The following is a 14,810-nucleotide window of genomic DNA, read 5'->3' as shown; positions in this document are numbered from 1 at the left end:
AGCAAGGGGCATCAGGGGGGCTCGCCTGCGGGGCGGCGCCCCTGCAGGCCGGGCAGGAACACGCCCGGAGGCTGCAGCGGCGCCGGGTTGTCGTCGGGTTCCTCCTCCGATGCCTTGGGCCCCTGCTTGATCGGCTTGAGTGCCTTCCCCGGTGAGACATGTGGCGCGTGCGCGCTGCTGCCTGCCTTGAACAGCACGCCCGCCGCACCGCCGCCACTGCCGAGCCGCTCCTCAAGCGGTGGCCCGTAGAGCGAGAGCGTTGCCGGATCCGTGAGGTACAACGGGCGGCCCCCCACGACGACAGGCACCGGGCCGACCAGGACATTGGGAATGCCATCGACCGTGCGCATCCGGGTTGAATAGAGCGACGCGGCCAGTGTGTTGCCGTCCTTGGCGATGGCCATGCCCTCGCTCATGACCCAGCGCATACCGATGCCGCGCGCTGCCGGATGACCCGGATCCATCAGGGGCCACAGGAAACGCAGGTTGCCGCGCGCGGTGCGTTGAACCACGGCCACCCCCAGGCGCAGCATCGCCAGGCTGCCCGCCGCCGGGTTGAGCGCATCCAGGGTGCCGCGTGCCAGCACGCGGGACAGCTCGGCAACCCGCGGCATGGTCATCCGCATCCCCGGCCGGGCCAATACCTTCACGACGCCCCCGATCACCGGCCCCACCACGATGATCGATTCCAGATACAGCCCGAAGGCCGCCATCGCGAACTCGTTGCGGTTCCGGGAGGTGATGCTGCGCAGGTTCTCCACGAACGGTACGAAGAAATCGACGGTCTTCAGCCAGAGGGGTTTGTCCTCCAGGTGTGCCTCGAAGCTGGTCGGCGCCCATCCTTCGCGGCGGAACGCCGCCTGGTCCAGCCAGAAGAACGTGTGCTGGACCGGGTCCACCAGCCGGTGGAAGGGCGAGCGCCCCTCCACGCCCCCCTCGGCCGCCGCGCCTGGCCAAGGCAGGGGATCGACGATCACCTCCGACCACGTTCCGTTGGCCGGTGCCTTGTCCGTGGCGTACGCATGCCAGTCCACCGGCAATGACGTGCCACGGCGAACGCGCACGGTGGCGACGTTGCCACTGCGCAACCGCACCTTGCGGCTGTGCAATGCACCGCCCAGTGGCAGCGGGCCCTCCACGGCCAGGGGAATGATCCGGCTGCGCAGCGGGAACAGCTGGAAGTGATGCGGCTTCCCGGACAGCATCAGGGTGTAGACCACGCCAAAGCGGCCGCGATAGGGGTCGGTGTCGTCGCGGGTTTCCTGCTGCGCCTCCAGGTCGGGCACGTGCGTGCGCAGCGTGTATACCGTCACGTCGCCACGCAGCAGGGCCGCACGCTCTGCCTCGGGGCGCTGGTACAGCGCTTCTTCGATGAGCAGGCCATAGCCCCGCTGCGCACGCTGGAAGTAGGTGTCGAAACGTGCCTGGTAGACGTGATTGATGTCGTCCAGCGCGGCAAGGCCCGGCCGCATCTGCCGGTAGGCGTCCTGCACGGCTGCGTCGTACTGCGGGTCGCCCTGGGCCTGGTAGATCGGCGAACTGAGCACGAAGGTGCGGCACGGCCGCCAATGCGCCTGCGGATCGCGGAGCGCACCGGCCGCGACCAGCTCGTGGAAGGGAAAGCGGCGTCCGAACGGCTCGTCGTCGTTGCACAGCAGGAACGTGCTTGAATTCCACGCGTGCCGCGCCAATACGCCGGGAAACCGCGGGAACACGCGGTGGATCGCGGCCTGAACCAGCTGCATGCGATAGGGCAACGGCGCCAGCACATCATCGATGGCGCGTTCGATGTCGGCCACGCGCTCATCGAACGCCTTCAATGCGGCCTCGATGCGTCGATTGATCGGCAGCCCCGGCGGCTGGCCGGACTGAAGCTCCAGCTGTCGGAACACATACCAGTCCAGGGTGGGCAGCCGTCGTGCCTGCAGCGCCAGCTGCTTGACCAGGCCGGGCGCCTCGCTGTCACCGCTCAGGTCCGCCGACAACGTGACCAGTTCGCTGAAGCGCATCTGTTGCGAGAGTCCGCGGCGGATGCGTTCGGCAAGATGCACGCCACTGACGACATTGATCGACGCAATGGTGTTGGCATACACCAGGTTGTCCGGCACGTCGACGCCGAGCAGCTCCGGGGCGAGGTCCTGCAGGGCAAGCGTGCCGGCCAGGTCAAGCAGTGAAGCCGGGATGCGTCCCATGCTGCGCAGATAGTCGTGGAAATCCTGGCGGATCCCGGCGAAGGTCCGGCCCCAGTTGGAGGGTTTGTGCAGGCGATAGCCGAGCAGGATACGGGCGTCGCGGTCAGTGGGCGGTCCCAGGTCCAGCACGATCGCCACCCGTGTCAGGCTGGCCAGCAGCGTGGGCGAGACCGGCGCGGCGTCGCTGCCCAGGTACCAGCCCAGCGACTGCAGCAGCGCGGTCTGCAACGCCAGGGCACGCGGGCTGCGCGCCATGCACGCCACCGCGTGGCTGCTGCGTTGCGGCTCGTCCCAACGCAGCTCGCCGCGCTCCACCAGCGGCGCGCCGAGGTACTCCAGCAGGAGCTGTCCAGCCGGGGCGTGCTGCGCCATGAACGCAGCCGTGGCCTGGCGCACCTGCTCATGTCCAGCCGGGTCAAGCACATCGCCGGCGTGGACCAGGTCCGCGCGCATTCCCAGGCGCAGTTCGCCAAGCAGGCGTTCGGTGCACTGTGCCGCTCCATCCGCAGCGTCCAGCTCCTGAGGGCCACAGCCGCCATGGACAGCCAGCAGCTCCGACACGTTGACCCGTCCATCCGAGCGGACCTGACCGCCGAGCCGGCCCGCCACATCACGCAGCCGGTGAAGGGCGTCGTCCAGCTCCCTGCGTTCCAGCGCCGCCTGGCCGAGGTCAAGCAGGCTGCGCGTGCCATCCGCCCCGTGCAGGTGGACGCTGCCGTTCGCCTCCACCACGACGCACGTTGGCCCCGCGCCTCCCGCGGCAAGCAATGCCTGCACGTCCGCGTCGATGAACAGCCTGGCAAAGGCTGGCCAGGCCGGCTGCAGGACCGTCATGGTCGTGGTGCCCAGCCCAGGGCGATGCAGCGCCACGGCAGAGCCAGGACGGTGGGTGAGCAACCGGCGCACCTCCTGCAGCTCATTTCCTGCCTGGTGCCAGTCCGACAGGGCCGGGGCATGGCGCTGCCAGCGTTCGTGGATCCGCGCGATGGCGTCGAGCAGCACGGCCTGCGTGCACACCTGCGGGACGGTGCAGGGCGCCGCGCCGGGCCTTGGCAGGGCACCGTGGAACTGCAGTGCGTTGGCGAGCGGCACTGCGTCGCCCGGGGAAAACCGGCCCAGTCGGTCGGTCGTGCGGTACAGGACGTCGAGCAACCCGGACAGCCGCGGGTGCAGGGAGGTGGCCGGCTCGACCAGCAGCACCGTCCGGCCGGTCGGGCGCGTCCGCGCGGTCACGCCGTCGGCACCGACCCGGAGGGAATGGAAGGAAGCGTTGACGCGGCGCATGTGCCGCCACAATTCGGGTTGTTCGAACACCTCCCGCAACGCCTGCTGCGCCGACTGCCAAGCCGCGTGCAGTGGGCTGCTCTCACCCGGCACCACATGCTGGTCGGCCAGGGCACTGTCCAGCACGGCCGGCTGCGCTTCAATGCGGCGCCACAGCAGGTCCAGAACCTGTTGATGGTCCTGGCGTTCCGCTGGCCCCTGCTGTTCGTTCCACTCCACCCTCAGGCGGGCGGGCGCTTCGACGGGTTCCTGCGGCCGTGCGATCTGCCGTTCCAGCCCCGCCAGGCACGCATCGAACTGTGCATCCTCGAGGGGAACCGCCGGCAGCGGGACGCCGTAGTAGGCCAGCATCTCGGGTACGCGCAGCTGGCCGTTCGAGCGCACCGGTGCCTGCAGCAGCGTGGCAAGACCGCGCAGGAGGGTGCCGAGCGCGTCCAGTGCGGCCGGCGGGGCGCTGGCATCGAACAACGACACGGTGTGCGTGCCCTCCACCGCGCGGGCAACCACCTGACCGGATGCCGGGTAGACCAGCTGCGATGGATCCGCATTCCGTTGCCAGCACAAGGTGATCATCGCGGCATGCTGCGAGAGCTGCAGCAACAGGCCACGCGCCAGTGCCACGTTGTGGCCCAGGTGCGACCGTGGGTCTGGCGGCCAGCTGCCCCATGGGGGTTCCAGCCCGCGGATGGGCACGGATTTCAGGTACTGCACCTGCTGGTGCAGCCGCACCAGCGACGCCGTCTCGTTGGCCGGGGTGATGTGGCCCTGCACGGGCTGCTGCAACGCCTGTTCAAGGCGGTGGATGAGGACGTCCAGTGCCCCCGCCGTCAACGCGGCGGTCGGTGCGGGGCGGTCGAGGTAGAAGCCCAGTGCGCAGTCCAGGCGGGCCGGAACGGTGTTGTCGAAACAGGTGCCCGCATCGAGTACCGCGCGCTGCAGCCGGGTCAGCAGTGCGGTGGTGGAGGGCGCCCATGCAGCGCCGTCGGTTGGGTTTGACGTTGAATGCAGCACCACCACGGTCCCGGATCCGGTGCGCGCACCCGTCAGGACGCCCTGGGTGACCACAAGCGAATCCGGCGGCGTACGCTCGGCGTACAGGGTGTTGATGAAGTCATCGTCGCAGTAGAGCCCGACCAGGCGCTGGCGTACTGCCTGAACGGCCAGTGCGAACGGGGAGCCCTCGGCGGGTTGGAACCGATGCAGGGCCGGCGACGAGGGGTGGCCGGCCGATGCCGCGTCGCGCAGTCGCCACAGCGCCTCGATCAGACCGGCGCGGTCGCGTGAGGCGGCTTCGTGCTGCGCCGCATCGCGCGGCAGCAGGAATACGGGCACGGAGACGGGCGGCGACAACGCGCGTGGCGAACGCCGCAGCGCCCACCCCGCCGCCGCATCGAGCACTGCATCGTTGACTGCTTCTTCCAGGCCGCACACCGCGCGCAGTGCCTGGCGGTAGCTGCCCGCGTGCTGCTCGTCCGGGAGGTCGAGGACGACCTGGACACGCGCTGCGACCGCGGCGGGGTCGGTGGGTGCGTTGGACCCGGCCGGGCCGGCCAGCACCGCCATGCGCTGCCACAGCGCCTCCCCCAAGGCCCAGGCCTCGTGTGTCGCGGGCGCGCGGTACAGCGACGCGTCGATCTGTTCGCCGAGGTGTTGAACGGCGGCGGTGTAGGCGATGTGCAGCTGCCAGCGGATGAACCCTGCCCCCGCGGTCGCGGCGGCCAGTCCTGCGCCGAGGTAGACCGCGCGCCGCTGCGCAGCGCGGGATGGCAGTGCGGGCAACGCCGTCGCCGCCGCCAGGACGATCGGTAGCGCCGGTGCGAGCAGGCGCGCCGTTTCCGCCGCCGACGTCGCGCCGCCCGGGTCCGGCGGGGCAAGGAGGGGAACGGGAAGGGCCATGGCCCGGGGGGGCGCCGCGAACAGACGGCGCGCTGCAGTGCCGGCGTGGTCCAGCGCCTCAAGCCCGCCCGGAAGCCGCGCGAGGTGTCGTCCCACGGTCGTCACCGGCTCTGCGGCGGGGGCGTGCCGCTGCTGGCGGAACCACAGGGCCCAGACGCTCCCGAGCAGCATCAGGCGCAGTGGCGATGCGGGCAGCTGCAGACTTCGGTGCAGCGCGTCCTGCGCAACGTCGGCCTGTTCCAGCAGTGGCTCCAGCCAGCCGGACACGCCGACGGCCAGCGCTTCTCCCCAGACGTGCTCGCGAAGCGTCGGCAGCGGAAGCTGGCACAACCAGCTCAGCCACGGCAGCACGCGCGCATCCCGCAGCATTCCAGGCAGCGCCAGGATCTGCTGTGCCCAGAACAGCACCTGGGTGCCCACTTCCCCCGCAGCCAGATTGAAGACGGCGTACAAGGCCAGCGCAGTGGCGCGTCGTCCGTGCAGTCGTCCCAGGCTGTTGACGACGGCGCTGACGACACGCCCGCACTCGTCGCGCCACGCCGTCGAGACAGTGAGGGGAGCCACCGCCCGTTCGGTCAGTGCATGCCGCAGCGCCTCGGCGCGGGCACCCACGGGAAGGTCGCGTAGTACGTGGGACAGATGGATGCCGAGGTCGTCGGCCGGCGCATGCATCAGCAGCTCAAGCAGCCGGCCCTCCAACCCGGTCAGCTCCGAGGGCAGCAGCGGGCAGCGTCGCAGCAGCGTGACCATGCCGGTCGACAGCGGTGCCTGCGGGTACGGCGTCGACGCCGCCACGCGCGCAGGATGCGCATTGCGCAGCCCCTCGAGGGTGATCTGCCGTGCTGGAGTTGTGGCAGGTGTGGCCGCGGGTACGACGGCCGCGGTCGGGTTCGCAGCTCGCGGTGGGATGAGAACGATGGGCGCTCCCTGATCGGCGTCGACGGTCGCACGATTGTGCCGACCGCTGCTGCGTCAGGCTTTGCACGCACTCCCAGATCTGTCTACGCCAATGCCCGCCGCGTCGTGATCAGCCTCTGTTGCCGCGCCGCGATGGCACCAGCGCGACATTGTCCACCGCCAGTTTCTCGGCATGGTTCAACCACGCGCGGATCTCAAGATCATCCACCTCGTGGTCCAGGCCGAACGGCACGTTGATCCGGCCTTCGGCATCGGGCTGGACCCACTGCTGGGCAACGACCACCTTGCGCTTGGACGACACCGCTTCGATCCAGAACCCCCGGTCGGGCGACTGCTTGGCCACCAGCTGCAGCATGTACTGGCCCGCGCGGGTCCGGCGACCCTTCTGCGTGATCATGTGCGCCTGGCGGATGCTCGGGCGCGGGCCGTTGAACGGATCTAGCGGGGCATCCACCGCGAAGCCCTGGCGCAGCTGATCGTCGCGGTAGAGCTTGATGCCCTTGTCGCGGTTGACCAGCATGGCGCACCAGTCGCCATCGGCCGAGCCATCCTCGAACGCCGTGCAGCGATCCACATAGGCCAGGGTGTTGGTCGGGTCGGCCTGGTCGAACTGCTTGGAGGTGTTCTCCAGGTAGACCGATTTCAGCTCCCACTGCTTGTCGTACTCCAGCAGCACCGGCGGCTGCACGTGCTGCAGCCCGATCACCACCTGGTTGTCGTCGTCGATGCGCAGCTGCCGGGTCTTGTCGCCCAGCCACAGCGAGCGCGAGAAGGCGAGGTAGCGCGGGAAGTCCTTGCCATCGTCGCGGAACGCGGCGGCGCTGGCGCTGTTCGAACGCTCCGGATGCAGCAGCGAGCGACCGAAACCGATGGCGTCGATGCCCGGCTCGATCAGGCTCAGCAGCGTTGCGCCGGAATCGAGGGTGGAACCGGTGGTGGCTGTCAGCTGGCGCGGGGCGATGTCCTTGCCAAGGAAGAGCAGCAGGTTCTCGCGCGTCTGCTTGGCCAGCACCTGGCTCAGGTCGTTGGGCATGGCCAGGTGATCGGAGGCGATCACGATCAGCGTGTCTTCGCCATACGGGCTGGCCTGGATGCGATCGACCAGCTTGGAGATCAGCCCGTCGGTGCACTTGAGCGCGTTGAGCAGGCCGATGTTGCCGTACTCGCTCGTGTAGCGGGTGCGCTTGCACGCCACCGGCAGATGACCGGCGGGATGGTGGGTGTCCATCGTCAGCGTGGTCAGCATGAACGGCTGGCCCGCCTTGGAGAGCTGCACGAATCGATCGTAGGCCTTGTCGAGCAGCACGTCGTCGTGCACGCCCCAGGTGGAGAAATGCGAGCGTCCGATCTTCTGCTGCTTGAACCAGGCCAGGTCATCGACCGCGTCGAAGCCGTGCGTGGCCAGGAACTGCCCCTTGCCGGCAAACAACCCGTTGGCACCGCCCATGTAGTGGTTGGTATAGCCCTGCTGCTTGAGATAGTCGCCCAGGCACACCGCTTCAGGCAGGAAGCTGCCCATGCGGTCCATGCTGTTCTCGTCGCCCTGGGCGGTGGTCAGCGGAACGCCGCACATCGACGACACCAGCCCCGCGATGGTCCAGCCACCACCCTCGGCCGACACCAGCCCGCGCACATCCAGCGACTGCGCGGCCAAGCGGTTGAGGTTGGGCATCAGGCCCGGGAAGGCGGTTTCATCCAGGTAGGTGCGCTCCAGGCTTTCGCCGTAGATCCACACGATGTTGCGTGGCTTGCGCAGCGGCTGCTGCGGCACGCGGTATTCCGGTGCGACCATGCTGTAGTCGACCGGCCGCATCTGCTGGTACAGGCGGTGGCCATCGCGGTAGAGCGGGCTGGCGCCGATGGCGAGCACCCAGATGGCCATGAACCCGGCGAATACACCACGGCCATGCGCCGTGCGATGCCAGCGTTTGATGCGGGGGGCCAGCAGCGGCAGCAGCGACAGCAGCGCCAGCCCGATGAAGCCGGCGATATAGCCCTTGAAGTCTGCGACACCTGCGCCTTCCATGTCGGCGCCCAGGTGATACAGCGTGGCCGCATTCAGGCCATCGCCGGAGAGTTTGTTGATCAACCACCACGCACTGAGCGTCAACAGCAGCAGCGACATCAGGCTGGCCTTCCACCACACCCAACGACCGGATGCGAGCAACAGGCAGGTGAGCAGCAACAGCGACAGCAGCAGGATCCAGAGCATAGGCGGTATCGGCAGCGGAGACAGGTGGTGATGGACGCATGAATGCGTATTCCCATCCGACCGGCTGCCCAACCACACCTGCATGACAGACCGATGACTGGATCATGCCTGCACGAACCTGACTGAAATGTTTGTTGCGCGACACACGTGGTGCGCTACAACGCATCGCGCCTCAAGGTGTAAATCATGCGTGAAGACGCAACGCCGACACCGTCGGCGTTGCGTCGTTACCTGTGCCCGCGCTCTTCCTTCGAACCTGCCCGCCGATCGAAAATCAACGCACTGAGGATGATGCCCAGTCCCAGCACCACGCCGATCAACATCAACGTGAACGCAATCGCCGGATAACCGAACAGATGCCAGCCGGTATCGACCTTCATCATCATCGCCGCCGCCAGTATCAACGCGGCGGTGACGATGCCGGCCGACACGCGGTTGGCAATCTTCTGCAGGTTTTCCATCAACCGCGATTCCTCCAGCCCGGTCACTTTCATCTGCAGGCGGTTCTCTGCCAGCAGCGCAAGGATGTCGGACATCTTGCGCGGGCCCTCGCGCAGCAGCTGCTGCACCTCCATCGCCTCGCTCGCCAGGTTGGCGGCCGACAGCGACTTCTTCAGGCGCGCACGCATCACGTGCTGGAGCTGTTTCTCGACGATGCGCCGGGTGTCGAGATCCGGCGAGAGCAGCCGGCACACGGTTTCCAGATTGAGCAGCGCCTTGCCGAGCAGGCTGAGCTCGGGCGGTGTACGCAGGCCGCTGGCGGTGGCGATGCGGACCAGGTCCAGCACTACGCGGCCCTCGGAGAAGGTGCCGCTGGCGGCGTAGCGCGCGATGACCTGGCCGGTCTCGCGCAGGTAGCGTTCCTCGTCGAATGATTCCAGCCGCGTGCTGATGCCGATGATCTCGTCGGCCACCTCCTCCCCGCGCCCATCCACCGCGGCGAACAACAGCTTCAAGAGGCGCTCGCGCAGGCGCGGCGGCATGTGCGCGACCATTCCCAGGTCGAAGATCGCCAGGCGGCCCTCAGGGGTGACACGCAGGTTGCCGGGATGGGGGTCGGCGTGGATTTCGCCATGCACGAAGATCTGGTCGATGTAGCCGCGGATCAGCGCGGCGGCCAGCGGCGCCATCGGTTCCTCGGTGCGGCGCACGTCGGGAATCATGTCCACGCGCACGCCCTGTGCGAGTTCCATGGTCAGCACGCGGTGGCTGCAGTAGTCCCAGATCGGCTGCGGCACCCACAGCGGCTTGAACGGCTTGAGATGCTGGCCGAAGCGCTGCAGGTTTTCGGCCTCGGCCTGGTAGTCGAGCTCCTGCATCAAGGTCTTGGCGAATTCGTTGAGCCAGTCGCGCAGGCGTACGCGACGACCCACCTGGGTCAGGTGGTCGGCGGCCAGGGCGAAGCTGCGCAGTACTTCCAGGTCCGAGCGCAGCTGCGCCGCGACTTCCGGCTTCTGCACCTTGACCGCCACGTCGCGGCCGTCGTGCAGCTGCGCGCGGTGCACCTGGGCGATGGACGCACAGCCCAGTGGCACCGGATCGAAGCTGGAGAACAGCTTGGACACCGGCGCACCGAGCTCCTGTTCGATGATGGCGCAGATGCGCTCCACCGGGATCGGTGCCACCTTCTCCTGCATGCGCTCCAGCGCGGTGGCGAATTCCACCGGCACCATGTCCGGGCGCGTGGAAAGCATCTGCCCGAGCTTGACGAAGGTGGGCCCCAGCGACTCCAGGTCGGTGACGAACTGCTCCGGGTTGCCTTCCGGCGGCAGGTCGTGGATCGCGCGGGCGTCCAGGTTCATGCCCGAGAACACCCCGGAATGGCGGTAGCGCAGCAGCAGGCGCAGGATCTGGCTGCGGCGGTTCATGCCCTTGACCAGCGACGGCGAACCAGGGACGACAGGCGTGGTATTCAAGCAGGGCTCCGGGGCGGGACTGATCCGCAGTGTCGCCGCAGGCCGGTGGTGGAGCGGTGAACCCGGGTGATCTTCCACGAACGTGCCCGGATCGGTCAGAATCGGCGCCTCCCCTTGATTTCTGGAATGCCATGGCCGGTGCCAGCCTGTTTGCGTTGCTTGACGATATCGCCGCCCTGCTCGATGACGTTTCGGTATTGACCAAGGTGGCGGCCAAGAAGACCGCCGGCGTGCTCGGCGACGACCTGGCGCTGAACGCGCAGCAGGTGACCGGGGTCAACGCCAACCGTGAATTGCCGGTGGTGTGGGCGGTGGCCAAGGGCTCGCTGGTCAACAAGGCGATCCTGGTGCCGGCGGCGCTGGCGATCAGCGCGCTGGAAGCATGGCTGAAAGCCAAGGGCTACCCGGTGCCGATCGTGGTGCCGCTGATGATGATCGGTGGTGCCTTCCTCTGCTACGAAGGCGTGGAGAAGCTGGCGCACCGGTTCCTGCATTCGAAGGAAGAGGACGAACAGCAGAAGGCGGCGCGGGTCAAGGCGCTGGCTGACGAGAAGGTCGACATGGTGGCGTGGGAGAAGGACAAGGTGAAGGGTGCGATCCGCACCGACTTCATCCTGTCGGCCGAAATCATCGTGCTGTCGCTGGGTGTGGTCGCGGCCGCGCCGTTCCTCAACCAGGTCACCGCGCTGGTGGTTATCGCGCTGGGGATGACCGTGTTCGTTTACGGGCTGGTGGCGGGCATCGTGAAGCTGGATGACGCGGGTCTGTATCTGTCGCGCAAGGGCGCGGCGCTGGCCGCCGTGGGTCGCGGGCTGCTGGTGTCGGCACCGTGGTTGATGAAGTTCCTGTCGGTGGCGGGCACCCTGGCCATGTTCCTGGTCGGCGGCGGCATCCTGGTGCACAACGTGCCGGTGGTGCATCACCTCGTGCTGGACCTCGCCGGCAAGGTGGCGCCGTGGGGCTGGCTGGTGGAAGCGGGCGCGAACCTCGTCGTCGGCGTGATCGCCGGTGCGGTGGTGCTGGCAGCGGTCACCGGGTTCCAGAAACTGCGCGGGAAACCCGCCGCGCATTGATGCCATGCCCTGCGTGGCTGGCGTTCGTTCGGCGGCGGCCTTTCCACCACGCAGGGCGTGGCTCTACCCGGCCTGTACGCGGTTCTTGCCCACCCGCTTGGCCGCATACAACGCCGCGTCGGCGCGCTTGAGCAGGGTCTCGGCGTCTTCCCCCGGCACCCACTGGCTCAACCCCGCACTGAAATGCACCGGTACGCGCTGTCCGTCGAGCTGCAGCGGGCGCTGCGCCAGCGAGCGTTGCAGCCGCAGCAGGGTGGACATGCTGTCCGCGCCCGGGGTTTCCGGCATGAGCAGCACGAACTCGTCGCCACCGATGCGGGCGATGGTGTCGGTACTGCGCAGCAGCAGCTGGCACACCGTGACCAGGTGACGCAGCACGGCGTCGCCACCCGGGTGGCCGTAGCTGCTGTTGGTCTGGTGGAAGTCATCCAGGTCCAGCAACGCCAGCGCCAGCGGATGCCCGTGCCGGGTGGCGCGGGCCAGTTCGCGGTCGAGCAGTTCGTCGAAGCCGCGCCGGTTGAGCGCCCCGGTCAGCGGATCGGTGCGGACCAGCCCGGACACATCGCGCAGTTCCTGTTCCAGCACGGCGATGCGCGCCTCCGCCTGTTCGACTTCGCGGCGCGCGTTGCCCAGGTGGTCGCGCGCCTGCAGCGCCTGTTCCTGCACGCGCCCGGTGTCCTGCAGCACATCCTGCAGCAGCTGGTTGAGGTCGGCGATGCTGCGCGCCTCTTTCAAGGCCAGCGCGTAGCTGCTGATGCGGTCGTGGTACTCGCCGGTGCTGACCGCCATGCCATCCAGGCGCTCGATGAAGCCGCCCATCAGGCTCTTCATGGCGACCTTGGAGTCGGAGATGCCCTGCTTGAGCAGTCCCTGCTTGTAGATCACCTCGCGCAGGTTGGCGCGTGCCTGTTCCACCGAATCCCGATCCAGCGGACCGCTGATCAGTGACCGTACCGCATGTACCTGGCCGTGCAGCCAGCTGCTGTCGTCCAGCAGCTCGCCGATGTTGTCCAGCAGCAGGTCAAACAGGCTCAGCAGCAGTTCCTGCTGTTCCTGCCAGCCATCGCTGCGCACGCCGATCTGGTGGGTCAGCTCGCGCAGCCGCAGTTCCAGCGGCTGCAGCGGCTGGCCCGGGTGCCACTGGCGCAGCTCGGCGGCGATCTGCACCGGCTCGTCCTTCAGCTCGGGCATGTTCTGCAGCAGGCTGGCCACGGTGACGCCGAGGGTGTGGCGCAGCAATTCGCGCAGGCGCAGGCTGTCGGGCTGGCCATCGGGGCTGTCCTGCTCGATGGTGCGGATGTACTTGTCGATCAGCTGGCGCATCGCGCGGCCATAGCTGACCCAGTCGGCGCTGCGCTGCGCCGACTGCAGGCGCTGGCCCATGTCGCCCAGTTCGCCGGGCAGGGTGGACATGCCGTGGGCGAAGGCGGCCAGCAGCGGTTCGGGCTGCTCGGCCCCGGCAAACAGACGCTGCAGCATGGCGCTGCTGCCGCCCTTGGGGCCGGGAGCCTCCACCACCGCGTCCACGACGGTACTGGCCGCCTGTCGCCGCGACAGGAGCCGGCCCACGGCAGTACCGGGGCTGGGAGAAGCGTCGTGCGGGTCCTTCATGCGGCGGGTCCTGGGCGGGGCACCGGCCAGGGCGGCCGGACGGGTGGAAGCGTTGGAACAGTATCGGCGCCGCGGTCGCCGGCTTGAACCCGGCGCTGTGCCACGATGGTAGGCAAACCGACGGCTGGAGTATGCGATGAAGGTGATGCTGGTGGGCGCGACCGGGCTGGTCGGCGGGCAGGTACTGCAGCAGCTGCTCGACGACGTGCGCTGCGACGCGGTGGTAGCGCCGACGCGGCGCGCGTTGGGCCTGGCCAACCCCGCCCTGCTCAACCCGGTCGTGGACTTCGAACAGCTGCCGGCCGATGCCGCCTGGTGGGCGGTGGACGCGGTGATCTGCGCGCTGGGCAGTACGATCAAGCAGGCCGGCAGCCGCGAGTCCTTCGCCCGCATCGACCACGACTACCCGCTGCGGGTGGCCGGGCAGGCCAGGGCCCATGGTGCGCATGCGTTCGTGCTGAATTCGGCGATGGGTGCGGATGCCGGATCGCGGCTCTTCTACAACCAGGTCAAGGGTCGGCTCGAGCAGGACCTGCGCGCGCTGGGCTATCCCTCGCTGACGCTGGTGCGGCCGGGGCTGATTGGTGGTGAACGTGCCAAGCGGCGCACCGGCGAGCACCTGGCCAGCCTGGTACTGGGCGCGTTGGGTCCGGTGCTGCCACGCGCCTGGCGGATCAATCCGGCCGGGCGCATCGCCGCCGCGATGGTGGACGCGGCGCTGGTGCCGCGCCCGGGTGTGCACGTGATCGGATCCGCCGAGCTGGTCTGACGCCGGGCCGCTCCACGGGCCCGACACCCCCGGTAGAGCTACGCCCTGCGTGGCTGCGCGGTCCCGGATCCAAGAGCAGCCACCCATGGGGTGGCTCTACCGGCTCCTTGGCCAGCTCGAGACGCCTTAGGGAAATCCCAAGCACAGATTCGGAGGATTCCCAGAGACGAGCACGATTGTGAATCTCTAGCCTCGTTGCTTGTCATGAACAAGCGAGGATTCACATATGCTCGGAACGTACGTGCGAATGATGGCGGGTGCCTTCCTCCTGCTCGCGGTGGGCGCAGTCAGCCCGGCCCAGGCGGAGTCGAGCTCCGGCCCAGGTGTTCATCACCTGTCGTTGCGTGTCATGGATGAGGGCCGGGAGGTGATGGCACCGTCGGTACAGATGACAGCTGAGGGGCCGGTCCAGCTCTCGATTGGTACTGAGCAGGACGCATACACGCTTGAACTGGACATTCTGGAGCGTTCAGACGCCATGTCTGCCGATGCGGCGGCAATGCAGGTTGTTCTGTGGCGGGGGGCGGTTGGATCGGGATCGCGCTTGCTGGATCGGGTGATCCTGCTGACCCCCAATGGCGACGCAGGTTCCACCGGGCAACAGACAACGGGTGCCTCGGTAGAGCTGATCTCACACGCGCTGGAGTGGCCTTCTGCGGATCACCTTGGGCTCTCGCGATCCTGCGAGGGGGAGAACAGTGCCAACCCTGCCTCGATGCCGGGAGTCGCCAACCATACGTGTTGCGGTCGGCTGTGTAGCAGTGACAGCGGTGACGCGGGCCAAACGCTGACCTGCTGTGGCAACAAGCCGACGAAATGCTGCGGTTGTGGGGTGTGCTGCACCAATCCCTAGCATCACCGCCCGATGCTCAACGAACAACGGCCACCGTGAGGTGGCCGTTGTTGCTACATCAATCGGCGTGCCGACCAACGGTCGAC

7 protein-coding genes are annotated in these 14,810 nt (G+C 68.1%); 3 read left to right on the top strand and 4 right to left on the bottom strand.

The features are described 5' to 3' along the window. Nucleotides 1-11 precede the first annotated feature (11 nt). The 3 genes from RT456_RS09105 to RT456_RS09095 form a co-directional block, all read right to left on the bottom strand. Nucleotides 12-6,167 (bottom strand): hypothetical protein, encoded by a 6,156-nt coding sequence (locus RT456_RS09105; protein ID WP_313345423.1) that lies wholly within the window; start codon nt 6,165-6,167, stop codon nt 12-14. Nucleotides 6,168-6,399: 232 nt separating this feature from the next. Further along, nucleotides 6,400-8,502, bottom strand: a complete 2,103-nt coding sequence (locus RT456_RS09100; RefSeq protein ID WP_313345420.1) for a phosphoglycerol transferase I — start codon at nt 8,500-8,502, stop codon at nt 6,400-6,402. A gap of 227 nt (nt 8,503-8,729) precedes the next feature. Further along, nucleotides 8,730-10,370: an AarF/UbiB family protein gene (locus RT456_RS09095; protein ID WP_313345615.1), complete on the bottom strand. Its 1,641-nt coding sequence runs from the start codon at nt 10,368-10,370 to the stop codon at nt 8,730-8,732. A 179-nt stretch (nt 10,371-10,549) separates the two neighbouring features. On the opposite strand from RT456_RS09095, the gene RT456_RS09090 reads away from it, so the two are divergent. Continuing rightward, nucleotides 10,550-11,491, top strand: a complete 942-nt coding sequence (locus RT456_RS09090) for a DUF808 domain-containing protein (RefSeq protein ID WP_313345417.1) — start codon at nt 10,550-10,552, stop codon at nt 11,489-11,491. A gap of 63 nt (nt 11,492-11,554) precedes the next feature. Here RT456_RS09090 and RT456_RS09085 read toward each other — a convergent pair whose 3' ends face one another. Next, nucleotides 11,555-13,102 carry a GGDEF domain-containing protein gene (locus RT456_RS09085; RefSeq protein WP_313345415.1) on the bottom strand — a complete coding sequence of 516 codons (1,548 nt, stop codon included), beginning with the start codon at nt 13,100-13,102 and terminating at the stop codon, nt 11,555-11,557. A 136-nt stretch (nt 13,103-13,238) separates the two neighbouring features. Here RT456_RS09085 and RT456_RS09080 point away from each other — a divergent pair, with 136 nt between their 5' ends. After that, nucleotides 13,239-13,871 carry an NAD(P)H-binding protein gene (locus tag RT456_RS09080; protein WP_313345413.1) on the top strand — a complete coding sequence of 211 codons (633 nt, stop codon included), beginning with the start codon at nt 13,239-13,241 and terminating at the stop codon, nt 13,869-13,871. Between the two features lie 226 nt (nt 13,872-14,097). Further along, nucleotides 14,098-14,724: a hypothetical protein gene (locus RT456_RS09075; RefSeq protein WP_313345410.1), complete on the top strand. Its 627-nt coding sequence runs from the start codon at nt 14,098-14,100 to the stop codon at nt 14,722-14,724. Nucleotides 14,725-14,810 lie beyond the last annotated feature (86 nt).

This window comes from Stenotrophomonas sp. (assembly GCF_032099025.1).
Lineage (GTDB): Bacteria > Pseudomonadota > Gammaproteobacteria > Xanthomonadales > Xanthomonadaceae > Stenotrophomonas.
This window is presented reverse-complemented; position numbering and strand designations above follow the sequence as displayed.

Coding starts and splice junctions, on each gene's coding strand:
- RT456_RS09100 (WP_313345420.1), bottom strand. CDS start 8,502: ATGCTCTGGATCCTGCTGCTGTCGCTGTTGCTGCTCACCTGCCTGTTG.
- RT456_RS09095 (WP_313345615.1), bottom strand. CDS start 10,370: ATGAACCGCCGCAGCCAGATCCTGCGCCTGCTGCTGCGCTACCGCCAT.
- RT456_RS09090 (WP_313345417.1), top strand. CDS start 10,550: ATGGCCGGTGCCAGCCTGTTTGCGTTGCTTGACGATATCGCCGCCCTG.
- RT456_RS09085 (WP_313345415.1), bottom strand. CDS start 13,102: ATGAAGGACCCGCACGACGCTTCTCCCAGCCCCGGTACTGCCGTGGGC.
- RT456_RS09080 (WP_313345413.1), top strand. CDS start 13,239: ATGAAGGTGATGCTGGTGGGCGCGACCGGGCTGGTCGGCGGGCAGGTA.
- RT456_RS09075 (WP_313345410.1), top strand. CDS start 14,098: ATGCTCGGAACGTACGTGCGAATGATGGCGGGTGCCTTCCTCCTGCTC.